The organism is Bradyrhizobium sp. 132 (genome assembly GCF_023074185.1).
GTDB lineage: Bacteria > Pseudomonadota > Alphaproteobacteria > Rhizobiales > Xanthobacteraceae > Bradyrhizobium.
In genome coordinates this window covers 48,410-71,463 of the sequence record NZ_JADPKY010000116.1, presented here as the reverse complement: position 1 = coordinate 71,463, position 23,054 = coordinate 48,410, and the positions used below count along the sequence as shown (strand labels likewise).

Annotated in this window: 17 protein-coding genes and 1 pseudogene; 10 read left to right on the top strand and 8 right to left on the bottom strand. The window is 64.6% G+C overall.

All coding sequences use genetic code 11. From position 1 onward, the window contains the following. Positions 1-11 precede the first annotated feature (11 nt). From IVA74_RS24870 to IVA74_RS24855, 4 genes are read left to right on the top strand one after another with little or no spacing between them, the layout of a single operon-like run. Positions 12-770, top strand: coding sequence for an ABC transporter substrate-binding protein (locus tag IVA74_RS24870; RefSeq protein ID WP_247348948.1), 759 nt, complete (start codon positions 12-14; stop codon positions 768-770). Between the two features lie 40 nt (positions 771-810). Beyond that, a complete protein-coding gene (locus IVA74_RS24865; RefSeq protein WP_247348947.1) occupies positions 811-1,464 on the top strand; it encodes an amino acid ABC transporter permease in 654 nt (217 codons plus the stop codon). Beyond that, on the top strand, positions 1,461-2,192 hold the full coding sequence (locus IVA74_RS24860; RefSeq protein ID WP_247348946.1) for an amino acid ABC transporter ATP-binding protein: 732 nt from the start codon (positions 1,461-1,463) through the stop codon (positions 2,190-2,192). Before IVA74_RS24865 ends, IVA74_RS24860 begins: the two co-directional genes overlap by 4 nt. 12 nt (positions 2,193-2,204) lie before the next feature. Then, the gene (locus IVA74_RS24855; protein WP_247348944.1) at positions 2,205-3,491 is read left to right on the top strand and encodes an FAD-binding oxidoreductase; all 1,287 of its coding nucleotides are present in this window, start codon (positions 2,205-2,207) and stop codon (positions 3,489-3,491) included. Between the two features lie 2 nt (positions 3,492-3,493). Here the strand turns inward: IVA74_RS24855 and IVA74_RS24850 are convergent, their stop codons facing one another. The 3 genes from IVA74_RS24850 to IVA74_RS24840 all read right to left on the bottom strand — a co-directional run bounded on the left by IVA74_RS24850 (position 3,494) and on the right by IVA74_RS24840 (position 5,770). After that, the gene (locus IVA74_RS24850; protein ID WP_247348942.1) at positions 3,494-5,083 is read right to left on the bottom strand and encodes a gamma-glutamyltransferase; all 1,590 of its coding nucleotides are present in this window, start codon (positions 5,081-5,083) and stop codon (positions 3,494-3,496) included. Positions 5,084-5,350: 267 nt separating this feature from the next. After that, complete coding sequence (locus IVA74_RS24845) at positions 5,351-5,527, bottom strand: hypothetical protein (protein WP_247348941.1); 177 nt, start codon at positions 5,525-5,527, stop codon at positions 5,351-5,353. Between the two features lie 9 nt (positions 5,528-5,536). Then, entirely contained in the window at positions 5,537-5,770 is a 234-nt protein-coding gene (locus IVA74_RS24840; RefSeq protein WP_247348940.1) for a hypothetical protein, read from the bottom strand. A 205-nt stretch (positions 5,771-5,975) separates the two neighbouring features. Between IVA74_RS24840 and IVA74_RS24835 the strand changes: the two are divergent. From IVA74_RS24835 to IVA74_RS24825, 3 genes and pseudogenes are all read left to right on the top strand, one after another. Beyond that, positions 5,976-8,034 (top strand): annotated as a pseudogene (locus tag IVA74_RS24835) (PQQ-dependent sugar dehydrogenase). Continuing rightward, positions 7,991-8,932 carry an SMP-30/gluconolactonase/LRE family protein gene (locus tag IVA74_RS24830; protein ID WP_247348939.1) on the top strand — a complete coding sequence of 314 codons (942 nt, stop codon included), beginning with the start codon at positions 7,991-7,993 and terminating at the stop codon, positions 8,930-8,932. Before IVA74_RS24835 ends, IVA74_RS24830 begins: the two are co-directional and overlap by 44 nt. A 126-nt stretch (positions 8,933-9,058) precedes the next feature. Then, a complete protein-coding gene (locus IVA74_RS24825) occupies positions 9,059-10,084 on the top strand; it encodes a histone deacetylase family protein (protein ID WP_247348938.1) in 1,026 nt (341 codons plus the stop codon). A gap of 12 nt (positions 10,085-10,096) precedes the next feature. On the opposite strand, the gene IVA74_RS24820 is transcribed toward IVA74_RS24825, so the two are convergent. After that, positions 10,097-10,936 carry a Crp/Fnr family transcriptional regulator gene (locus IVA74_RS24820; protein ID WP_247348937.1) on the bottom strand — a complete coding sequence of 280 codons (840 nt, stop codon included), beginning with the start codon at positions 10,934-10,936 and terminating at the stop codon, positions 10,097-10,099. 327 nt (positions 10,937-11,263) lie between these two features. Here IVA74_RS24820 and IVA74_RS24815 point away from each other — a divergent pair, with 327 nt between their 5' ends. From IVA74_RS24815 to IVA74_RS24805, 3 genes are read left to right on the top strand one after another with little or no spacing between them, the layout of a single operon-like run. After that, positions 11,264-12,661, top strand: coding sequence for an ABC transporter substrate-binding protein (locus IVA74_RS24815; protein ID WP_247348936.1), 1,398 nt, complete (start codon positions 11,264-11,266; stop codon positions 12,659-12,661). Between the two features lie 4 nt (positions 12,662-12,665). Continuing rightward, on the top strand, positions 12,666-13,466 hold the full coding sequence (locus tag IVA74_RS24810; protein WP_247348935.1) for an ABC transporter permease: 801 nt from the start codon (positions 12,666-12,668) through the stop codon (positions 13,464-13,466). After that, positions 13,463-14,296 (top strand): ABC transporter ATP-binding protein, encoded by an 834-nt coding sequence (locus IVA74_RS24805; RefSeq protein ID WP_247348934.1) that lies wholly within the window; start codon positions 13,463-13,465, stop codon positions 14,294-14,296. The genes IVA74_RS24810 and IVA74_RS24805 overlap by 4 nt, the downstream gene beginning before the upstream one ends. Before the next feature lie 2 nt (positions 14,297-14,298). On the opposite strand, the gene IVA74_RS24800 is transcribed toward IVA74_RS24805, so the two are convergent. From IVA74_RS24800 to IVA74_RS24785, 4 genes are all read right to left on the bottom strand, one after another. Further along, a complete protein-coding gene (locus IVA74_RS24800; RefSeq protein ID WP_247348933.1) occupies positions 14,299-15,279 on the bottom strand; it encodes an LLM class flavin-dependent oxidoreductase in 981 nt (326 codons plus the stop codon). After that, entirely contained in the window at positions 15,276-16,007 is a 732-nt protein-coding gene (locus IVA74_RS24795) for a 4'-phosphopantetheinyl transferase superfamily protein (protein ID WP_247348932.1), read from the bottom strand. Before IVA74_RS24795 ends, IVA74_RS24800 begins: the two co-directional genes overlap by 4 nt. Positions 16,008-16,239: 232 nt before the next feature. Next, positions 16,240-16,410 (bottom strand): hypothetical protein, encoded by a 171-nt coding sequence (locus IVA74_RS24790; RefSeq protein ID WP_247348931.1) that lies wholly within the window; start codon positions 16,408-16,410, stop codon positions 16,240-16,242. Between the two features lie 142 nt (positions 16,411-16,552). Then, the gene (locus tag IVA74_RS24785; RefSeq protein WP_247348930.1) at positions 16,553-23,005 is read right to left on the bottom strand and encodes a non-ribosomal peptide synthetase; all 6,453 of its coding nucleotides are present in this window, start codon (positions 23,003-23,005) and stop codon (positions 16,553-16,555) included. Positions 23,006-23,054: the final 49 nt, after the last annotated feature.

The following is a 23,054-nucleotide window of genomic DNA, read 5'->3' as shown; positions in this document are numbered from 1 at the left end:
AGGGGAATGCGATGAAGCGTTTTGGTCTGGCCGCGGTCGCGGCACTCGCGATTGCAGCAATGTTGCCGGCTTCGGCGCAGCAAGTGCTGAAGGTCGGCTCGACGCCGACTGGAATTCCTTTCACCTTCCTCGACACCAAGACCAATACCATCCAGGGCATCATGGTCGATCTCGTCACTGAAGTGGGCAAGGATGCCGGCTTCAACGTGCAGATCGAGCCGATGCAATTCTCGACGCTGATCCCGTCGCTGACTTCGAGCAAGATCGACATCATCGCTGCCGCGATGTTCATCACGGCGCCGCGCAAGGAAGTCGTCGACTTCTCCGACCCGATCTACGCCTATGGCGAAGGCCTCGTGGTGCCGAAGAGCGACACCAAGGCCTACGCCACGCAGGATGATCTGAAGGGCGAGACGGTCGGTGCCCAGGTCGGCACCGCCTTCGTCGACGCGCTGAAGAAGTCCGGCCTGTTCGCCGACGTCAAGGCCTACGACACCATCCCCGACATCCTGCGCGACGTGAACACCGGCCGCCTCAAGGCCGGCTACGCCGACTATCCGATCCTCGCCTACAATCTCAAGCAGGGCGGTTTCCCCGAGGTGCGTCTCGTCGACGGCTACAAGCCCGTCACTGTCGGTTCGGTCGGCATCGGCGTGCGCAAGGGCGAGACCGCATTGCTCGGCAAGATCAACGCCTCGCTCGCGAAGCTGAAGGCCAACGGCACCATCGACAAGATCCTCGATAAATGGGGCCTGAAGGCACAGGGCTGATCGACGCTGATCGACAGAGCCAATCGATGAAAGCTGATCGATGAAAGGCTTCTGGCACGACGCGGCTGAATTCTTCCCGATTCTGATGAGCGGCGTCGTGCTGACGATCGTCGTCACCATCGGCTCGCTACTGCTCTCGACGGTGCTTGGCCTCGTTTGGGCGATGATGCGGGTCTCCGGCATCCGCGTCCTGTCGATGCTCAGCGCCAGCCTGATCAATGTGATCCGCGGCATTCCGATCATCGTGCTGTTGTTCTACCTCTACTTCGTGATGCCGGATCTCGGCGTCACGCTCAGCGCGTTGCAGGCCGCGATCCTCGGGCTCGGCATCGCCTACTCGGCCTATCAGGCGGAAAATTTTCGCGCCGGCATCGAGGCGATCGACAAGGGGCAGATCGAGGCGGCGCAGTCGATCGGCATGGGCTGGTGGCTCACCATGCGCCGCGTGGTGCTGCCGCAGGCGGTGCGCATCGTGCTGCCGCCTTACGGCAACGTCATGATCATGATGCTGAAGGATTCGTCGCAGGCCTCGACCATCACGGTCGCCGAGCTCGCCCTTCAGGGCAAGCTGATCGCGTCCTCGACCTTCAAGAACACCAACGTGTTCACGCTTGTCGCCCTGATGTATCTCACCATGAGCATTCCGCTGATCCTGCTGGTCCGTCACTTCGAGAAACGGGCCGGCAAGAAATGATCGAGCTTACCGACGTCCACAAGAGTTTTGGCGAGAACGAGGTGCTCAAGGGCATCACGGCGTCGGTGCAGAAGGGCGAGGTGGTCTGCATCGTCGGTCCGTCCGGCTCCGGCAAGTCCACCATCTTGCGCTGTATCAACGGGCTCGAAAGCTACGACCGCGGCGAGATCAGCGTCGAGGGATTGAAAGTCGACCGCGACGCGCCGTCGATCGTGAAAATCCGCACCCAGGTCTCGATGGTGTTCCAGCGCTTCAATTTGTTTCCGCACCGGACGGTTCTGGAGAACGTCATCGAAGGTCCGCTCTATGTGAAGAAGGAGCCGCGTGCGCACGCACTCGAGCGCGGCCGTGCCCTGCTGGTGCAAGTGGGGCTTGCCGAGAAGGCCGACGCACATCCGCCGCAACTCTCCGGCGGCCAGCAGCAGCGCGTCGCGATTGCGCGCGCGCTGGCGATGCAGCCCAAGGCCATCCTGTTCGACGAGCCCACCTCGGCGCTCGATCCTGAATTGGTCGGCGACGTTCTCGGCGTGATGCGCAAGCTCGCCGACGACGGCATGACCATGGTCGTCGTCACCCACGAGATGGGCTTTGCCCGCGACGTCGCCGACCGCGTGCTGTTCATCGACGGCGGCGTCATCGTCGAGCAGGGGCCGGCCAAGGCGCTGCTCAATCAACCCCAGCATCCGCGCACGCAGGACTTTTTGCGCCGCGTGCTGCATCCGCTCTGACCGGTCTTCGCCATGAATGCGCGCCTGCCTCTGCCGCCCTCGCTCTATGCCGATACTGCCGTCGCGCCGGTTGCCACGCCGCCGCTCGACGTCGACAAGACGGCCTCGGTCGCCATCATTGGCGGTGGCTACACCGGTCTGTCCACCGCGTTGCATCTGGCGGAGCAGGGTGTCGAGGCACTGGTGCTGGAGGCGCAGGAGCCGGGCTGGGGCGCCTCCGGCAATAACGGTGGCCACACCAATCCCGGTCTGAAGCACGACCCCGATCAGATCGAGGCCGATTTCGGCGTTGAGCTTGGCCGCCGCATGATCGATTTCTCCTACGGCACGACGAATTTCACCCACGATTTGATCCGCCGTTACCAGATCCCGTGCGAGGCGCGGCAGAACGGCACGCTGCGCGCGGCCTATAACGAGGCCAGCGCCGCTGCGATCGAGACAACCGCGCAGCAGTGCATCAGCCGGGGCATGCCGGTGTCGTACCTGAATCGCGAGCAGTTGCGCGAGATGACCGGTACAGATCGCTACATCGGTGCCATGCTGGACACCCGCGGCGGCGATCTGCATCCGCTCAGCTACGCCCGCGGGCTTGCGCGCGCCGCGATCTCGGCAGGCGCGAAGGTCCATGGTGAGACACCAGCGCTGTCGCTGCGCCGTGAGGGCAGCCGCTGGCGTATCGAAACGCCGCGTGCGGTGGTGCATGCCGACAAGGTGCTGCTCGCGACAAACGGTTTCACCGACGATCTCTGGCCGGCGCTCCGCCGCACCATCGTGCCGGTGTTTTCCTCGATCGCCGCCACCGCGCCGCTTTCGGATGAGATCGCGCGTTCGATCATGCCGACGCGTCCCGTCCTCTATGAGAGCGGCCACATCACCGTCTATTACCGCATCGATCAGCAGAATCGGCTGTTGATGGGCGGGCGCGGCCCGATGCGCTGGATCAGCTCGCCCACCGACGTCGCCTATCTCATGCGTTATGCAGAACGGCTATGGCCGCAGCTCAGGGGCATTGCCTGGACCCATGGCTGGAACAGCCGGCTCGCCATCACCGGGGATCATTATCCGCATGTGCACGAGCCGGCGGACAACGTCCTGATCTCGCTCGGCTGCAATGGTCGCGGCGTCGCGCTCTCGACCGCGATGGGCGCGCAGCTCGCGCGCCGCCTGATCGGCGGCGCCAAGGCCGAGATCGACATGCCCGTCACCGGCATCAAGCCGATTCCGATGCACGCGTTCTGGCCTGTGGGCGTGACGACCGCGGTAATCGCGGGCCGGGTGCGCGACCGGCTGGGGATCTAAGCTCAGCCCTCCGCCACTGCATCGGCCCAGGGCTGGAAAATCTCGACCGCGCCAAAATTCGTGTCGCCGTCGCGCATCACCACGCTCGGGCAGGCGAATTTTTGCGGCAATGACTGCACCCGCGCTTCTTCGTAGTCGAAGCGCGCCGCGAGCGTCTCGCGTATGTCCGCCGGCAGTCTGATATCGCCGATCACGATCGCGCCTTCGCTGGCGTCGATGCGCGGCTGATGGATGGCGGTATCGAGGTCCATGCCAAAATCCATCGCAAAGGACACGAGCTGCATCACCGAGGGCAGAATGCGGCGACCGCCGGAAGCTCCGACCGCGAGCCGCTTGCCGTCTTTGGTCTCCGCGATGACGGGCGTGTAGTTGGTGAGGCAGCGCTTGCCTGATACGAGCGAGTTGGTGGTGCCCGGCGTCGGGTCGAACCACATGATGCCGTTGTTCATGGCGATGCCACTGTGCGGCGTCACGTATTTCGAGCCGAAGGATGACAGCAGCGTCTGCGTCACCGCCGCCATGTTGCCGTGGCGGTCGACCACGGAGAAATGGGTGGTGCAGGCGGGTGCCAGATATTCCGCGCCGAGCGAGCGCTTGCCGTCGGCATCCCCCATGTCCTTGAGCCGCTCGCGATAGGCCGATTGCAGGGCCACCGCATATTCGGCATAGGCGGCCGCATCCGGCGCGCTCGCCGGCTCCAAATTCTGTTGCAACAGGCGCAGCGCATGAGCCATCGTCGGTCCGGCCGTGAGCTCGGGCGTCGCAAACACCTTTCCGCCGCGATAGGGAATCGCCAGCGGCTCGCGCAGATGGGCCCGGAACGCGGCGAGGTTCTCTACCGACAGCGAGCCACCGTCGGCCTTGATGTCGGAAGCGATGCTTTTGGCGAGGTCGCCCTGGTAGAAATCGCGCGGACCGGCGGCCGCGAGATGCGATAACGTCGCCTTCAGCGTGTCCAGCGGCAGTCGCGTCTCGGACTTGATGCCCCACGGCGCGCTCGGTGGCAGGCCGTCCTTCAGAAATGTTGCCGCGCTCGCGGGATAGCGTCGAAGGTCCGCCGCCGATGCAGTGATCATCAGCGTGGTCCACCAATCGACCAGCAGGCCTTCGCCGGCGAGGGCCGCTGCCGGCGCGACCAGATCTTTCCACGGCAGCGTGGCGTGGCGGCGATGCGCCTCCTCCATGCCGGCGACGACGCCGGGCACGGCAATCGCGCCGGGACCATGGATGTTGCGGTCGTCCTTCACCCGCTGCCAAGGGAACAGATCGGAGGCCGCGCCTTCGCCGCTGAGCGGATAGTCGGCGGCGCGCAGGCTTTGCGGCGCGCACATGCCGTAGTCGATCACCTCATAGCGATTTTCCGCGGCGCGGTAGAGCACCATCGCGCCGCCCCCGCCCATGCCGCTGTTCCAGGGCTCCAGCACGTTGAGCGCGAAGGTGGTCGCGACGATCGCGTCCACGCAATCTCCGCCCGCGGCCAGCACTTGTGCCCCCACTTCGGCCGCCCGCCGGGATTGCGAGGCGACGATGCCGCCTTTGGATGTGACGGCGGGCTTGCGGACGGTTTGGGCGTGGCTGAACTGGTGCGGCATGATGATGTCTGTGTGTCTTGGCTTGAATTGTCTGGGCTTCGTTGCGCTGAGCTCCGCAATTTGGCGGAGTGCTCGGACAATGGCACATCGCCCCCAATGAGAACATCGAAAGGGAGGCGCGACATGGCTGGTGTGAAGCAGGCGGGGAGGCGCCAAGACGCGAATGCCCGGGGCATAGGCGAGCGGAAGCGACGTCGTCCTTCGGACGGCTATGCCCGGGCATGACGAATTGAGAGACCGATCAGTGGGGAACAGAAGCCGCAGCGCTCAGCGGGCGCGATCCAGCCGGCTGGCCTCATACTTGGCGTGCCATTTCGGGCCGGGCCCGCGCATATAGTGAATCTCGGGGCGGTAGGGATTGCCCGCGACCCGGATCAACGTCTGCCATTTGGCGGCGACGAAGTTCAGGGGCTGGCGGAGCAGGCTCAGTGACGCGAGCAACATGGCATCACCTCAGTGCGGCTTGCCGAGCATGGCAGTGAAGGGGAGGTCGAAGATCTCCTCGCCGTCGTCGCCGCTGATATGGATCACCCAGTCACGCCAGTCCTCAGTGCCGGGCGTCAGGATCATCGAGCGCATGATCTGAGCAGCACGGTCACGGGCCTCGTTCAGATTGGCGACGGGGGTGCCGTACCGATCGACCAGCGTGCCTTCGGCATTGGAACAATGGAAATACATCTGAACCATACACGCCTCCTCGGAAATCCATTGGGACGGCAAAGCAATACCACCCGAAGCATTCGCGAAACATTCGGGCCGAGCCCGGTAAGGGAATCTACGGAGATTGGTCGGGACGAAGACCCCTGCGGGTTTGATCACAAGGGGGTGTTGATCAACTGGACGGCGTTGCCGCAGCATGGAACAACTTTGAACGGAAAGTCCGGGAGGCGCCGTGAACTACCTCACATTCTCGCGTCAGCGCCGAAGCCTGCGCGCATGCGCGGGCGCCTTGGTGGTCCTCCTGCCCCTCGCCTCGGTAGGCTCATCAGAACCGGTCCGCAAGAGCGGCTATGCGATCGGTCCGGAGACCTGCGGCAGCGCCGATCTCGCCTTTCCAAAAATCCAGATCGACATGAAAGCGGGATTTTGCGCCGGTCTCGTCGCCAGCGAGGAGGATCGGCTGAAATTCCCGCGCTCGATCATCCAGGTGCCCGGCCGTGACCTGTTCGTGGTCGCCGACATGGCCGGCTGGGGCCACACCGATGGCCGGCTGCTGCTGCTCGACCCGCATGCACCCCAAGGCCAGCGGTTCAGGGAATTGCTGACCGGTGTTGAGTATCCGTTCGGCCTCGTGATCGGCCCGGACAAGAAGCTCTATGCCTCGACCGCCGAGACGATCTTCCGGTTCGATCCGCTCGCCGCCAATCCGCGCGACACGGTCGAGACCGTCATCCGTCACATGCCGGGCCGCCGGATCACATTGCCCGACGGCACCAGGCTCGACGAGAGCGCGCATCCGCTCAAGCAGTTTGTGTTCGACAGGAACGGCCGGTTGTTCGTCAATGTCGGCTCGCACAGCGACGACTGCATCACGCCGGCACCGATCACAAAGCCTTGCGCAGCGGCCGAGGGTGCTTCCGCGATGGCATCGATCTGGCTGTTCACGCCGCCCCCGGGCGGCGTAGCCTGGCGATACCGACCCGCCGCACAGCGTCTATGCGCGTGGCCTGCGCAATTCGATGGCGCTGGCGCTGCACCCGAACTTTCCCGATGCCGGCTATGCCTTCCTGCAAGCCGAGAACGGCCGCGACCTGCCTGACGTCTTCAAGCCGAACGAGGAGATCAACGCGATCGAGCAGGGCCGGCACTATGGCTGGCCCTATTGCTACGATTTGTCGACGCCGAGCCCCGAGTTCAGGATCGTATTGCAGTCGGGGGTCTACAGATCGCTGTGCACCGCCAACGCCCTCTACAAGGCGCCGTTCTCGCTGCTGCCGCCGCACGGCGCGCCGCTCGCGATGCTCTATTATCACGGCGCGAAATTTCCGGAGCTCGAGGGCAAGCTGCTGGTCGGCCTGCATGGCTATCGTCCGACCGGCAGCCGTGTCCTCGTCTACGACGTTGACGACCACGGCTTCCCGAAGCCCGCCCCGGCGCCGGTGCGTTACCACGTCAGCTGCGCGGCCGATCCGACCCACAGCTTTCAGACCGAGGCCGGCGACGTCGCCGCCGCGCCGTTCGAGGAACTGATCGCCGGCTGGTACCGCGTCAACGGCGTGCGCCCGCTGGGCGCTCCGGTCGGCATGACGGTCGCGGAAGACGGCGCAATCTGGCTGGTCGAGGACAAGAACCAGACCGTGATCCGGATCGACCGTGCCGCGGGTGATGCGACGCCGCCGCTGCCCTGCGACATGCGCAGCCAGGCGCTGATCGATCAACTCGCGAACTTCGTTGCCGGGGACGCGCAGAACGGTGTCCGCCTCACGACGTTGCGCAAGGGCCTCGTCGAGAAGCACTGCGTTGGCTGTCACTCGGATTTCGGGCTGAAGCCCGGCCAATCGGACGCACAGAAGGACGCGACGGTGCTTCGCTTCATGCTGTCGCAGGACGGCTGGATCTATCCGGGTGATCCCGATTCCGGCAAGCTGCGCATGCGGCTTCGTGGGTTAGGCGCGGAGAAGCTGATGCCCCCGGGCGGGGAAAAATTGCCGAAGACCGAGCCCGGCTATGCGGGCCTGCGCGACACGGCGGATCTGCTGGTGGCGAAAATGGTTCCGGGCACCCGGATGCGGATCAAGTCCGGCCCGCCGCAGCGCAAGTTCTTTGGGAAAACGAACAAGGAATGCGGCGAAATACCGGCCGCCAAGGTCGTCGTCGTGACACAAAGGAACGTTGTAGACAAACCCGGCTTCAGCCGCTTCTTTCGGCCGGCCGATCCCTATCTGAATGGCGAGTGCAGCGACGACGATGGCTATTACATCCGGCAGGAATTTCTGGTGCCTGTGCAGTAGCGTTCTTCTCTTCCTTGCGACGGCGCCGGCCCGAGCGGAAACAAAGCTGTTCGAAAGCGTGCAGGTGACGCCACCGGGCGAATACACCTTCGGCATCGAAGGGCCGGCCGCCGACCTCGACGGCAATCTCTTCGTCGTCAATTTTGGCAAGCCCGGCACCATCGGCAAGCTGCCCGCGGGCAGGGCGACGTCGGAGCCGTTCACGGTGCTGCCCGAGGGCAGTGTCGGCAACGCCATCCGCTTCGCGCGCGACGGCACCATGTTCATCGCCGACTACAAGAAGCACAACATCTTCGCGATCCCGAAGGGATCAACCAACCCCGCGATCTGGTTTCATTCCGACGAGATGAACCAGCCCAACGACATCACGATCGCCCGCGACGGCACGATCTATGCGAGCGATCCGAACTGGAAGGGCAGGGAAGGTCACATCTGGCGTATTGCGAAAGCTGCCGACGGAACGGTGCAGGGACAGGTCATGTCGGCGCCGCGCGCGATGGGCACCACCAACGGCATCGATCTCAGCCCTGATGGCAAGACGCTCTATGTCGGCGAATCCAGCAACGGCCAAATCTGGTCCTACACCATCAGCGGCAACGAGCTGACAGGCGCAAAACTCGTCAAGGCGTTTCAGCCCGACACCGTCGATGGTTTGCGCACCGACATGGCCGGCCGCCTCTATGTCGCGCGTATTCTCAAGGGCACGATCACGTTGATGAAGGCCAACGGCGCGGTCGAGCGGGAGATCGCGTTGAGGGCCAAGGAGCCGACCAACCTCGCCTTCGGCGGCAGCGACGGGAAGACCGTCTTCGTCACCCAGCGTCAGGGCGGCTTCGTCGAGTCCTTCCGCACCGACCAGCAGGGCCGCGAGCACTGTCTTCAGCGCGGGCGCTGCTGAGCATCAGAGGCGATCTGCTTCCGGCGCAGGGCGGTGCGACGGGGGCGGCATTCTTCTTGCTTGCGTCTGGCCGCCGCAGGGATTTAGACCACTGTGGCACCATCAAAGCGACCACGGAGTGTCTGAGTGAAAGCCGTCCATACCGAACTGCATCGCAGCCACGATCCGCAATTCTTCCTGGTTCGCGGTGTCGTCAAGCGCACCACCGAGCAGCCTGAACGTGCCGACCGCCTGCTCAAGGGGCTGAAGGACGGCAAGCATCAGCTGGTCGAACCGACCACATTCGGGCAGGGGCCCCGCGCGCGCATTCACAGCCCGGAATATCTGTCGTTCCTGAGCGAAGCCTGGGAGGCCTGGACCGCGCTTGGCGATTCCGGTCCGGAGATGATCGGCAACATCCATCCGGTGCGCCATGCCGCGACTTATCCTACTCACATCATAGGCCGGCTCGGCTGGCACACCGCCGACACCGCGGCGCCAATCGGGGCGGGCACATGGGCTGCGGCCTGCGCAGCCACCGACGTCGCGGTCACCGCGGCACAGATGGTGCTGGACGGCGAGGATGCGACCTATGCTCTCTGCCGTCCGCCCGGCCATCACGCCTATCGCGACATGGCCGGCGGCTTCTGCTTCCTCAACAACAGCGCGATCGCGGCGGCGCATCTGCGGCAGAGGCACGAGCGTGTCGTGATCCTCGACGTCGACGTCCATCACGGCAACGGCACGCAAGGCATCTTCTACGCGCGGCCCGATGTCTACACGGTCTCGATCCATGCCGATCCCGTCGCGTATTATCCTTACGTGTGGGGCTACGCCCATGAGCGCGGTGAAGGTCCCGGCCTCGGTACCAACCTCAATATCCCCCTGGCGATCGGCACCGGCGACGACGGTTACATCCAGGCCATGGACGTCGCGCGCAAGGCGATCGAATCCTTTGCGCCCGGCGCCCTCGTCATCGCGCTTGGCCTCGATGCCTCCGAGCACGATCCGCTGAAGGGATTGGCCGTCACCACGCCCGGCTTCCGCCGCATCGGCCAGGCCATCGCGAAGATGGGCCTGCCGACCGTGTTCGTGCAGGAGGGCGGCTATCTCTCGGATATTCTGGGCGCCAATCTGACTTCGGTATTGGCGGGATTCGAAGAGGCGCGGTGAGGGGGCAGCCCTCTAATCCCTGAACAAAATCTGCTCCAGCAGATCGATCCGCTTGATCCGGATGCTGCTGCCGTCGATGGCGATGATGCGGCGGTTCTGGAAGCGCTTCAGCATCATCGTGACCCATTGCCGGGTCGAGCCGACCATGGCCGCGATCTGGTCATGGGTGATCTTGCGGTTGATGACGATGCTGTCGCCATCGGCAACGCCATGAAGCTCCGACAAAGTGAGCAGGAACTGCGCCAGCCGTTCGATCACCGAGCGCGTGCCGAGGATCTGCGCCATCGAGGAGTAGCACTTGCCCTTGGCAATCAGGCCGTCGATCAGCGCCAGCGCGAAGCTCGGCATGGCGGTCAACAACTTCTCGAGCGCAGGGCCGGAGAGTGCCGTGATCTCACAGGCCTCGATCGCAATGCCGGACCACATGTGAATGCCGCCGCCAGAAATCTCCGGACCGCCGATGAAATGTCCAGGCGTCCAGTAGGCGAGTGTGATTTCGCGCCCCGAGGGCGCTGTATAGTAGACCCGCACCTGACCGCCGCGGATGATGAAGATGCCGTCGTGGCCGTCGCCCTGGCTGAATACCATCCCGCCCTGGGGCACCGTGATCGTGCGGCCGGCCGCGTGAACGCGCGATTGCTCGAGCGGCGACAAACGGCCGAGGAAATGCGCACCGGCATTCAATCCGTCGATTGTCTCGCTCATGAACAGCGCCGAGCTCGCCGTCTTCGCACGTGTGCCGCGGACGGCATGCGTCTTCTCGCGTTCGGTCCAGTCGAACTGAACGCCTGGGTGAGGCTGGTCGGTGAAAGCAGCAGGCTCGATCGCGGCAGCTTCCTTGAGTATGGTCATCGCAATCCGTTTAGGTCTCAGAGGTCTTGCGAACAGGTAAGAGCGGCGGTGGTGCGATGTCCATCTCTTTGCGATCGTTCCAAATCACTTAGCAAAGCTTGATACGCGCGACGATCGACCGCGAAACGTTTCCTCTGCCGATGGCTTTGTCTTGAGAAAATCCTTTGCGCCGCTGCATGACGAAATCACGACGTGAGCGGTCTGCGACAGCGATGCAAGTAATTGCTTCAACCCTGGCGCCACGCCTTCGATAGTCCCAGCTCGCGTCGCCGCCGGCATGGGCCGGCCTCCGAGGACAGTTTGATGATCGATTTGAGCTCTGTGAGAATGAGTGCAGCCGTCATGGCCATCACCGTCGCCATGTTGGGTCCGTCGCAGGCCGAGACGATCCGGGTGGCGGTCGGCACGCAGGATACGACCATCAACTGCGCGACCGGCGGGCTGCTCATTCGCGAGCTGAAGCTGCTGGAGAAATTCCTACCCCGTGAAGGCAAGTACAAGGATGTGGCCTACGACATCCAGTGGAAGAACTTTACCAGCGGCGCGCCGCTCACCAACGAGATGGTCGCAGGCAAGCTTGATTTCGGCGCGATGGCGGATTTTCCAGGATCGCTGAACGGCGTTGCGTTCCAGAAGGCGGGGCGCCGCAGCCTCTTCATCAGCGTGCTGTCCGGCAGCACCAAGGGCAGCGGCAACGGAATTGTGGTGCCGTTAAATTCGCCGGTGCAGTCGCTCGACGAGCTCAAAGGCAAGACCATCTCCGTACCCTTTGCCTCGACCTCGCACGGCATGTTGCTCCGCGCCATCGAGGCCAAGGGCTGGAATCCCGAGACCGATGTCAACATCATCACGCAGGTGCCCGAAGTTGCAGGGCCGGCCTTGCAGACCGGCAAGATCGAGGCGCATGCCGATTTCGTCCCGTTCGCCGAACTGTTTCCGTGGCGCGGTTTTGCGCGCAAGATTTTTGACGGCGCGCAGGCAAGCGCGCCGACGTTCCACGGCGGACTGGTCGACGCCGACTATGCCGAAAAATACCCGGAGATCGTCGTCGCCTATTTACGCGCTGCGCTCGAGGCGGATCGTCTGATCGCGGAGGAACCAGAAAAGTACAGTGAGCTGATCGCGAAGGTGACCGGCATTGACGCCGAGGTCGACTATCTCTTCCACGGCCCGCTCGGTCTTCAGACCCGCGACGTGACCTGGAAGCCGGAATACCGCCAGGCAGTCGCAACCTCGATCAAGACGCTGAAGCTGCTCAAGCGGGCGGATAGCGATCTCGATATTGACCAGTTCGTCACGGACAAGTTCATCCGCGTGGCGGCCGCTCAAGCGGGGCGGGATTACGACTCCGAGCTGAAGAACTATGCGCAGCTTCCGCTTCGGGCCAAGGACGCGGCGACGGGCGCCGAGATCGGCGACGTCACGCGCGTTGCGCAGATCTGGGTCAGGGACGAGGCTCATGTCCGCCATTACGCGTCGCCCGAGAACGCGCTCAAGGCGCTCGCCGGCCTTGAGAAGGACGGCAAGATCATCCGCGTCGTCTACGCTCAGGATCGTGAGAGCGGCATCAAGCTGTTCGCAAACCAGGCCTGGTTCGTGCGATCGTCCAGCGGCGAGCTGAGCGCGTTCCTGCTCAAGGACGCGGCCGAACGCTGGTCGAAGCAGCATGGCGGCGCGGTGCTCGACTTCACGGCGGCGCGTGAGTCGCTCATTGCGAGCCGGTAAAGCGATGGCCATCGTAATCCAGGCGCGGCCCGCTGGCATCCGATGGGTGATCCGCGGCCTGTCGATCCTTGCCTGCATTGCCCTGTGGCAGGTCGCCTCGACGACGCACCTCAATCTGGGGATCGTCACCTTCCGCAACGTGCCGCCGCCGGTCGAGGTCGTTCAATCCGCCGTCGCCTTGTTTCGGTCGCCAAAACTGACAGCGCATATCACCAGTAGTCTCTGGCGCGTGTTAGCGGGCTACGGTGCGGCGGTGGTGATCGGCGTGATCCTGGGTTTTGCGATTGGCCGGTCGCGCGCCGCGAGCGACCTGTTGCTGCCGCCGCTCGAATTGCTGCGGCCGATACCGGCAGTGGCGTGGATACCGCTGTCGATCCTGATGTTCCCGTCGTCCGAGCTCTCGATGATTTACATCACCTTCATCGGTGCCCTGTTTCCGATCGTGCTGAACACGGTCCATGGTGTTGCGAATGTCGACCGCCGGCTGGTCGCCTCCGCCCGCAGCCTCGGTGCAGGCGGTTTCGCGATTCTCACGCAAGTGGTGTTGCCGGACGCCGCGCCGAGCATCGTCACCGGGCTTGCGATCGGTATGGGGACGTCGTGGTTCTGTCTCGTCACCGCGGAGATGATCTCCGGTCAGTTCGGGATCGGCTATTATACCTGGGAGGCTTACACGCTGCAGAATTATGCCGACATCATCGTCGGCATGCTGATCATTGGCCTGCTCGGCATGGGCTCCAGCTGGCTGCTGACGACCGCCGGGCGGCTTCTGATGCCCTGGCGCAACCCGCGGGTGGCGCGATGAATATTCGGGTCGCGGATGTCGACGCGAAGAGCGTCGGTCGCATCGACATTGCTGATGTCTCGATCTCGCTCGGCGAAGGCAGCGATGCGTTCGAGGCGGTGAGTGGTCTCGACTTTGCCATCGCGCCGGGCGAGCTCGTCTGCATCCTCGGTCCCTCCGGCTGCGGCAAGTCCACGCTGCTCGGCGCACTGGCCGGACATCTGCCGATTACGGCCGGCCGACTCGAGATCGATGGGCAGAAGGTCCAGGGACCGAGTCCGGACCGTGGCATGGTGTTTCAACAGCACACGCTGTTTCCCTGGAAGCGGGTGCGCGACAATGTCGCCTTTGGCCCGAAGATGCGGGGCCTGGCGAGAAGAGAGCGCGACCGCGCCGCCGACACCATCCTGAAGCTGGTCGGCCTTTCCGGCTTCGAGGCGTTCTATCCGGCGCAACTGTCGGGCGGCATGCAGCAGCGCGTCGAAATCGCGCGGGTCCTGATCAACCAGCCGCGGGTGCTGCTGATGGACGAACCTTTCAGTGCGCTGGACGCGCAGACGCGCGCCATGATGCAGGAGGTCCTGCTCGACATCTTGGGCAAGATCCCGACCACCACGGTCTTCGTCACCCACGATATCGACGAGGCATTGTTCCTCGCCGATCGCATCGTTGTGATGAGTGCGAGGCCCGGCCGGGTGATTGAGGATGTCGTGCTGCCCTTCGCACGGCCACGCAGCCACGATCTCGTGACCGAGCCCGAGTTCGTGCGCCTGAAGCGGCATGTCATGCAGCTTCTACGGCGGCCGGAAGGCAGCGAGCCGTTGGCACGGCTCAGTCCGCTCGGCGTCTGACCTCAAAACATTCCGCTCGCCGCGAGCGCCTTGCAGACGTGCTGCATCTCGGTCTCGTCTGCGACCATGTCGAGCATGATCGTGGTGAGCCCCTTCGCCGCAAACTCCTTCAGCTTCGCGCCGATCTCGGCGTAGCTGCCGACGAGGTAGGGACAGTCGGCCTGGAAGGTCAGGAACGGCAGCAGCCAGTAGCCATTGTCCGCGAGCTCGCCGCTCTGGCCCTCGAACAGGCGCCGCTTCCACACGGAATCGCTGTTCTCCACGGTGAGCGCGAGCAACTCACGATCGTCGGGGTTGTCGCGGAAACGCACCTTCGCCGCTTGCCGGGCGTCGTCGCGTCCCTCGCGCGCAAAAATTCCAAAATTCATGCCTGATACATCGAGGCCGCCTTCAAGATCGGGCGGCAGCATCTGCATCTTGATGCAGCCGGTCTCCTTCGCCACGCGCTGTGCCGGCTCGGACTGGCCGGCGACCAGAAATTCCGGCATCAGCTCCGGCGGCAGGCGCGGGCGCAGTTGCAGATTGCTTGCGCGGTAGAACCGGCCCGCGAAAGTCGCTGGCCGCGGGCTTGCCAGCAATTGGCGCATCAGCGCGACGAATTCGCCGAGCCGGACATAGCGGTCGGCATGCGACTGCTCGTCGCCCAGCCCCTGCAGATCGCTGACCGCGGTGCCCGTGATCATGTTGAGATAGACCTTGCGGCCATGGAGCTGCGCAAAGGACGAGACGAATTTCGCCGCCGTGAACGGGTGCATGTAGACCGGATTGACCGCGATCAGCGGCGAGGACCGCGTCGTTTCCGCCATGATGTGCTGGGCCATCGCCCAGGGCTCGACGAACACGTCGTTGCCTTCGAACAGAAGGATGCCTTCAAAGCCGTTGCGGTCGGCAAACTGGGCCACGCGCATCAGCTCGCCGACATATTTCTCGGGATCGCGGTTGCGCGAAATCGCGGGAAAGACGCGCAGCCGCGGCGGCGTCATTCAGCCGCTTCCTGGAGCGGCCAGGCATTGCGGGTGATGGGCAGGCCGCCGGTGGCGCGGGAGCCGTCGGCGATCGCGAGGCGATGCGAGGGCGACGGCGAGAATAGCTGGAATCGCCACCCTTGCGGATCGTCGGCGATATCGGGCTTGAAGCTGATCTCGATCGCCTCTCGCGACACCTGCATCGCAAAGGCGTCGAGCGGCAAATTGAGGCCGAAACCCCTGGCCTTCAAATAAGCCTCCTTGAGCGTCCAGTAGTCGAAGAAGCGCTCGATCGCGGCGGGCTCCGGAAGTCCACGCAGGGTTTCGACTTCTTCCGGCGCGAAGAACCGAAGCGCGGTGGACAGCGGCGCGACGCGCCGTGACACGGTCTCGACGTCGACGCCGACGGTCTCATGCCCTGACACGACGCAGGCAACGCAGCCATCGGCATGGGACAGGCTGAAATGCAGCGCGCTCGAGATCTTGGGCGATGCGACAAACGGCCTCCCGTAACGCCCGGCCGCAAATGACCAGTCGGTGGGCGCGACATTCGGCGCGACGTGCGAGAGCGCAAGCCGCAACATCGCGTGCGCGAAAACATACTGCCGCCGGTGCCGTTCGAACTTGAAGCGGTCGGCTCGTACCCGTTCGTCGACCGAGAGCAAACGCCGGCACGTATCGACCGCACCCGGCGCGTCAAAAGTCTCGATCAGTCCGACAAACAGTTCAATCCTGTCGTCTGCCATCAATTGGGCCCATGGCGTCAGGCCGGGGCCAAATCCCCTGCCATGACGGAAGAATCAACTGAGCAAGAATCAACTGAGCGGACCGCTTCTAGCGGTCCACTCGGGCGAATCCTTGTCGATTGCTGGTCGGTTTACGGGCGCAAGCTTGTGCGAGACACCAACTCGGCAAGCGAGCGGCCCATTTCCGAAACTGAAGCCTGAAGATTTCGAGCGGCGTCCGGGCCGCCGAGCCTTACTTCTTCTTCTTCTTGGCCTTCTTGGAGCTGCCGAGCATCGAAATGCTGGCGTCGACGTCCTTCAGCGCGGACTGCAGCTTCTTCTTCTCGGCGCCGAGCAGCTTCTGCAGGGCCTTGCGGTCCTTGTCGCTCAACGAGGCGCCCTTGGTAAATTTGATGAAACCCATAACTAACGCTCCCGGTTGAAAATAATCGTCCAAATCAAAACGCGAGAATAATCTCGCGCGGTGGCACCAAATAATCAAGATGCAACTTGGTCATTCACAGCTATGGCGAGTGAACCCGTATTCGCCCGTGCTTTGCGGCCGGTCATGCCGCCCTGCGATTGAGCAATCGGCCGAGCGGCGCGTTGGGTTGAGCGACGGCGGCCCCGAGCAGCGCCACGAGATCCTCCATCCACAGGCCGACCGTAGCGCCATCGAGCAGCTCGCTCTTGTAATTGCATGAACCGGTGATTCCGGTCGGCCGCTCCTTGAGCATCAGCGACAGCCAGGTCTGGTCGATCGGCAGCACCGGCTGGCCTTCGCGCGCGATGTTGCCGATCGATGCTGTCGTGAGATCGGGCAGATCGAGCGGCTGGCGCAGCGGATTTTGCAGCGTGAAATAGACCTGGAGCAGCGAGGCCGGATTGACCCCCTCCTGCTCCAGATGATCGGCCAGGATGTTGAACGGCAGCTCCTGGCGCGCATACGCATCGAGCACGCTCTGACGGACCCGGGCCAGGGCCTGCACGAACGACAGCTCCGGCGTGATTTTGGTGCGAACGATCACCGTGTTCTCGAACGGACCGACGATCCGGTCGGTGTCTGGCTGGGCGCGATTGGCCATGCCGGTGGCGATCGAGATGTCGTTGTGGCCGGTCCGCGCCAGCAGCTGGGCTTTCAGGCCGGTCAGCAGGCACATGAACAGCGTGCAATTGTGCTGGCCGGCGAACGCGGTGAGCCGGCCGATCAGCTCACGTTCGAGACTGACCGGACGGTGTCCCGTGGACGCGCCCGGGCTTGATCCCCCGTCGAAAACGGGTGTCGCCCCGCGCAAATTCTCCGTCCATTCGGCCGCCTGACGGCGGGCGGCATCGGTGCCGCACCACCAGTGCTGCCAGCGCACCATGTCTGAAAAGGCCGGCGGCAGTTTCGGCAGCGGCACCGACGGATAGCCGGCCAGCGCCGCATAGCGGTTGGACAATTCCTCGAACAGCACGCCGATCGACCAGCCGTCGACGATTGCGTGGTGCAATGTCAGCAGCAACACATGATCGCCGTCGTGGAGCCGCAACAGCCGGGCGCGCAGCAGCGGCGCGCGTGTGGTGTCGATCGGGGCATAGGTCTCCTGTTCGATCAGGAGATCGATCTTGCGGAGCTCCAGCGCCTTGCGCCGCTTGTTGTTGTGGGGCTGGCCCTCGCCGATCGTCTCGACAGTCAGGACACGGCCCAGGGTGCCGGGCGCGGCGATGCGGCTGACGGGCTCCCCGCCGCTCCAGCCGAAACTGGTTCGCAGCGATTCGTGCCGGCGCACGGCGTCGTCGATCGCCTGCGCCAGGGCGGCCAGATTGAGCGGCCCCTGGAGACGAAAGGCGAAAGGCAGGTTGAACAGCGGCAGTCTGGGAAGATTCTGCTCGATCCGGAGCATCTGGTCCTGCGCGATCGAGAGCGCGGGAGGGCCGCTTTCGGCCAGGCTCGCTCTCGCCAATCTTGCTGCGCTTGCAGCTGGCTTGCGCGGCTTTGCCGCCGCGGCCTCGTCGATCCGCCGGGCAAGCTCTTCGATCGTCGGCGCCTCGAAGATGGTCTTGATCGGCAGCGACACGCCGAGCGCACGGGCGACGCGCGCCGTCGCCTGGCCCGCCAGCAGCGAATGGCCGCCGAGGTCGAAGAAATTGTCGGTGACGCCGAGGCTCTCGACCTTCAGCAGGTCGATCCAGATGTCGGACAGCACCTTTTCGGTGAAGCCCCGCGCCGGCACGGCCGCGTCAGGTTCGGGCGCTTCCTGCTGCGCCGGCGCCAGCAGCGCGGTCCGGTCGATTTTGCCATGGGCGTTGAGCGGTACCTGATCCAGGAACAGGAACGCGGACGGGATGGCATGGCCCTGCAGCCGGCTCTTCAGGAATTCGCGCAACTCGCTGGCGCTGCTCCGGCTGCCTGACCTTGCGACGACATGGGCGATCAGTCTGACATCGCCGCTTGCTTCGCGACGCGGCTCGACGATGCCGGCGCGCACACTCGGATGGTCGGCAAGCGCGTTCTCGATCTCCTTGAGTTCGATACGGTAGCCGCGAACCTTGACCTGATGGTCGGCGCGGCCGAGGCATTCGGTCGTGCCGTCGGCGCGGCGGCGGGCGAGGTCGCCGGTCCGGTACAGCCGGCTGCTTGCTTTGCGCGAGAACGGATCGGGCAGGAAGCGCTGCCGGTTCTGTGCGGGGTCGTTGACATAGCCGCGGCCGACACCGGCGCCGCCGATGCAGAGCTCACCGGTCACGCCGACCGGTTGCGGCTGCAGGCCTGCGTCGAGCACGTAGAGCTGGGTGTTCGGCAGCGGCGCGCCGACCGGGACATGGCCCGTCCTGGTCGCCGGCGCCTTGGTCAGGCGATGCAGCGAGACGTCATCGGAACATTCCGACGCGCCATAGGCGTTGATCAAGGGCACTTTCGGACAGCGCGCGAACCAGGCCTTGCAGAGATCGACCGGCAGCGGCTCGCCGGTCGAGATCAGGAGGCGCAGCCTCGCAAAGGCGCGCCGGATCGGTGCCTCGTCCATGCGATCGAGGATCACGCGCAGCAGCGATGGGACGATCTCGAGCACCGTGATGCCCTCGCGCTCGATCTCCCGCGCGAGCAAGATCGGGTCCCGCACGGTCGCGCTGCCGCAGACATGAACGCGCGCGCCGACCATGGGCCCCGCGAGGAACTGCCACACCGAGATGACAAAGCTCTGCGGCGCGGTCTGCGCGATCACGTCCCGGAACGAGAGGCCGAACTCGGAGATGAGCGAGGCCAGATGGTTCGAAAGCCCGCGCTGCTCGATCATCACGCCCTTCGGCGCGCCGGAGGATCCGGAGGTATAGATGAGATAAGCGAGGCTGGAAGCCGTGCGCCGCGCCGCGCGGGCCGGATTGGTCAGCCCCGGCGCGATCGCGTCTTCGAGCGCGGCAACGTGGATGCGCTCGACCAGCGGTTCGAGCAGCGCCTCGACCATGGATGACTGCGCGCGTCCGGTCAGCAGCATGCGGGCACAGCTCGATCCGAGGATAGTCGCGAGCCGTGCCGGCGGCTGGTCGGGATCGAGATTGAGGAAGGCCGCGCCCACGCGCTGCACGGCGATCATCGCGGCGAGCAGGTCGGGCCCGCGATCCGCAAGCAAGGCGACCACGGCCTCGGCACCAACGCCCTCCCGGGCCAGCCAGCGCGCGGCCGCCTGGCTGCGGCGCGCCAACTCGCGATAACTCAGGGATGTGCTGCCGTCCGACACCGCGATCGCGTTCGGCGTTTTCCTGGCCTGACGGTCGAAGCGTTCGCTTAGGTTGTCGCGCGAGGTGACATTGGCCGGCACGCCGCGGCCTTGCGCCAGCAGCTGCCGGCGTTCGGCCGCGGTCAGGAGTGGCAGGTGCGAGATGCGCTGCTCCGGATCGGCGATGACGGATTTGAGCAGAGTCTTGAACTGAGCGGCCATGCCCTCGATCGTCGCTGCGTCGAACAGATCGGTAGCGTATTCGAAGAATCCGGCGAAACGGCCGTCGGCCTCGACCAGTTCGAGCGTGATGTCGAAGCGCGCCACTTTTGGATCGATCTCGATCCGCCGCGTCGACAAGCCGGAGAAACGTGCCGCCTCGATCGATGCGTTCTGGAGGATGAACATGATCCGGAACAGCGGATTGCCGTCGCTCCGGCGCGCGATCTGAAGCGCGCGCAGGACTTCCTCGATCGCAAGGTCCTGGTTGCGGTAGGCATCGAGCGTGACCTGCCGCACCCGTCGCAACATGTCGCCGAAGCTCGGATCGCCGCCGAAATCGTTGCGCAGGATCAGGGTGTTGGCGAACAGCCCGATCAGCCGCTCGCTCTCGATCTGGTTACGGTTGGCGATGAGCGATCCCGTCGCGACATCCTCGTGGCCGGTGTGGCGGAATAGTAGGTACTGGAACACCGCGAGCAGGGTCATGAAGGGCGTGACGCCCTGGTTCTGGCTCAGCGCATGCAGGTCGGCCGACAGCGTCCTGGAGAACTCGAGATAGCGACGGGCACCGTGTCCGCTCCAGACCTCCGGCCTTGACCGGTCGGTCCGCAGCGGCAGCGTGGTGACGCCGTCGAGCTGCGCCCGCCAGTAATCGAGTTGCTCCTTTGCGGCCGGCGTGTGCGCCCAGCTCTGCTGCCAGAGCGCAAAGTCGCGGTACTGGAAGGCGGGCGAAGGCAGTGCCATCACGTCGTTCTTGCGCGCTGCCGAATAATGGGCGGCGAGTTCTTCCCAGAACAGCCGCTGCGACCAGCCGTCGGTGACGAGGTGATGGACATTGACCACCAGCGCATGGCTGCTTTTGTCGAACGACAGCAGCGTGACCTTCAGCGGCGGCTCGCGCGCAAGGTCGAACGGATATTGCGCGAGCTTGAGGGCCTCGCGCCTGATCACAGCAGCTCGCTTGTCCGCGGAGCAGGGCTTGAGCTTGATCCGCTCGAACCGCGGCGGCGATTGCAGCACAAGCTGCGCCGGCTCACCCTCGCGTTCGACGAAGACCGACCGCAGTGCCTCATTGCGCGCAGCGACCGCAGTGAGGGCGGCAGAAAGCGCGGCGACGTCGACCTGGCCCTTGAGGAGCGCGACTTCGACGACGTTATAATTGTAGCGCGTTGGGTCGAGCCGCGAGAGCACGTACATCCGCTGCTGCTGGAACGACAGCGGCGCGTCTGTTTCCGCGGCTTTGCGCCAGGCCGGCAGCATCGTCTCGCGATGGGTTGTGGCGGTCTCGACCCGGGCCGCCAGGGCTGAGACCGTGGCGCAATCAAAGATGTCCTCGAATGAGAAGACGACGTTGAAACGTTCGCGCAGGCGCGAGCGCATCTGTGTGGCCGCGAGCGAGTCCGCGCCGAGCGCAAACACGTCCTGATCGACGCCGACCTGTGGAAGCTCCAGCAGCCCGGCCCAAATCCCCGCGAGCTGGGTCTCCAGTTCGGTTCGTGGCAGCCGCGTCCCGTCGCCGCCGTCCACTGTCACGACCAGCTCGGCGAGCGCATTGCGCTTGACCTTGCCACTGGCGCCTTTCGGCAGCGTGGCGACGCTGCGGATCAGGCTCGGCACCTTGTAGGCCGCGAGTCGTTTCCGCGCGAACTGGCGCAACTGATCCGAGGTCGCCTCGGAATTCGGCCGTAGCACCACGACCGCGGCGACATTCTCGCCGAGCTTCTGGTGCGGGACGGCAAACACGCCGGCCTCCAGCACCGCGGGATGACTGAGCAGGACCTCTTCGATCTCCAGCGGCGAGATCTTCTGCCCGCCGCGGTTGATAACGTCCTTGATACGGCCAACGATGAAGAGATAGCCGTCGGCGTCGAGATAGCCGAGATCGCCGGTCCGGAACCAGCCGTTGCGGAAGGCCGCCTGTGTTGCCGCCTCGTCATTATAGTAGCCGCGGCTCATATTCGGTCCGCGAAGCATGATTTCGCCGTGCTCGCCGCTCGCGAGCGTACGGCCAGTCTCATCCATGATCGCGATCTCGGGGCCCGCGGCGCGGCCGACCGATCCGGCCTTGCGCAGTTCGAACGGATTGGCCGCGATCTGCGAGGCCGCCTCCGTCATGCCGTAGGTTTCGAGCACGGGAACGCCGAACGTCGCCTCCAGCCCGTCGAGGATCGCAGGCGCAAGCGAGGCGGAGGCCGAGCGGATCACGCGCAACGACGACGATCGGGCAAGGTCCGGGTTCGCTTCCGCCGCCGTCAGCAGCGCGCGATGGATGGTCGGCACCGCCGTGTACCAGGTGAGTTGCAGCTGCCGCATCCAGCCGAAGAAGGATGATGCGTCGAAACCGTCGGTGCAGATCACGCTGGAGCCCGCGGCCAACGCCGTCAGCAGACCGGAAATCAGACCATGGGCGTGAAACAGAGGTAGCGCGTTGAGCAGGCGATCGTGCGACGTCAGCGACAGCACGCGGCCGGCGTTGTAAGCGGAGAGGCACACATTGCGGTGCGTCAGCGGCACCATCTTCGGCCGCGCTGCCGTGCCCGATGTCAGCAGGATGAACGCGTCGTCGTCGCCGCGCGAGGTGCCGCTGTTGTTTGCCGGCCCAACCTCCGGTCCGACGAACGTGCAGCCGCCGAGATCGTCTTGCGGCCCCGGCATGAAATCGATCACAGCGATATCGAGCGCTTTCGCGACGTCACGGCTCGCCGAGTTCGTATCAGCTCGGGTGATCAGCGCCGTCAACTTCAATTCGCTGAAATAGCGTTGCAGCTCGTCCGCGGTCAGGTCGGGATTGACGGGAACGCAGGCGCAGCTCGAGGCGACCGCGATCAGGGCCAGTGCGCTGTCGGCGCCACGCGGCAGCGCAACCGCAACCCGGTCGGAAGGGACTATGCCGAGCCTGCGCAGCGTACGGACGAGATCCTGCGTCCGGTCGCCAATCGCGCCGTAGTTGAGGACTGGCCGGCCAGGGGCGAGGAGGGCGGGCGCCGCCGGCGTCTTGCGGGCATGGAAATCGAGAAGGCCGCCGATATCCGCGAATATCTTCGTTTCGGCCGTTGTGCTGGCTGACCCCTGCGGCGCTGGAAGCGTGACGTCCGACAATTCCGTTCCCTTTTGATCCGATTGGGCTATTCTTCCAAGAAGTAAGGGA

Bases quoted from the DNA above. Each gene is read 5' to 3' on its own strand.
- IVA74_RS24830 (WP_247348939.1), top strand. From the start codon at position 7,991: ATGGCTATTACATCCGGCAGGAATTTCTGGTGCCTGTGCAGTAGCGTT.
- IVA74_RS24790 (WP_247348931.1), bottom strand. From the start codon at position 16,410: ATGGGTTTCATCAAATTTACCAAGGGCGCCTCGTTGAGCGACAAGGAC.
- IVA74_RS24805 (WP_247348934.1), top strand. From the start codon at position 13,463: ATGAATATTCGGGTCGCGGATGTCGACGCGAAGAGCGTCGGTCGCATC.
- IVA74_RS24840 (WP_247348940.1), bottom strand. From the start codon at position 5,770: ATGGTTCAGATGTATTTCCATTGTTCCAATGCCGAAGGCACGCTGGTC.
- IVA74_RS24870 (WP_247348948.1), top strand. From the start codon at position 12: ATGAAGCGTTTTGGTCTGGCCGCGGTCGCGGCACTCGCGATTGCAGCA.
- IVA74_RS24815 (WP_247348936.1), top strand. From the start codon at position 11,264: ATGAGTGCAGCCGTCATGGCCATCACCGTCGCCATGTTGGGTCCGTCG.
- IVA74_RS24865 (WP_247348947.1), top strand. From the start codon at position 811: ATGAAAGGCTTCTGGCACGACGCGGCTGAATTCTTCCCGATTCTGATG.
- IVA74_RS24845 (WP_247348941.1), bottom strand. From the start codon at position 5,527: ATGTTGCTCGCGTCACTGAGCCTGCTCCGCCAGCCCCTGAACTTCGTC.
- IVA74_RS24795 (WP_247348932.1), bottom strand. From the start codon at position 16,007: ATGGCAGACGACAGGATTGAACTGTTTGTCGGACTGATCGAGACTTTT.
- IVA74_RS24800 (WP_247348933.1), bottom strand. From the start codon at position 15,279: ATGACGCCGCCGCGGCTGCGCGTCTTTCCCGCGATTTCGCGCAACCGC.
- IVA74_RS24850 (WP_247348942.1), bottom strand. From the start codon at position 5,083: ATGCCGCACCAGTTCAGCCACGCCCAAACCGTCCGCAAGCCCGCCGTC.
- IVA74_RS24860 (WP_247348946.1), top strand. From the start codon at position 1,461: ATGATCGAGCTTACCGACGTCCACAAGAGTTTTGGCGAGAACGAGGTG.
- IVA74_RS24820 (WP_247348937.1), bottom strand. From the start codon at position 10,936: ATGACCATACTCAAGGAAGCTGCCGCGATCGAGCCTGCTGCTTTCACC.
- IVA74_RS24810 (WP_247348935.1), top strand. From the start codon at position 12,666: ATGGCCATCGTAATCCAGGCGCGGCCCGCTGGCATCCGATGGGTGATC.
- IVA74_RS24855 (WP_247348944.1), top strand. From the start codon at position 2,205: ATGAATGCGCGCCTGCCTCTGCCGCCCTCGCTCTATGCCGATACTGCC.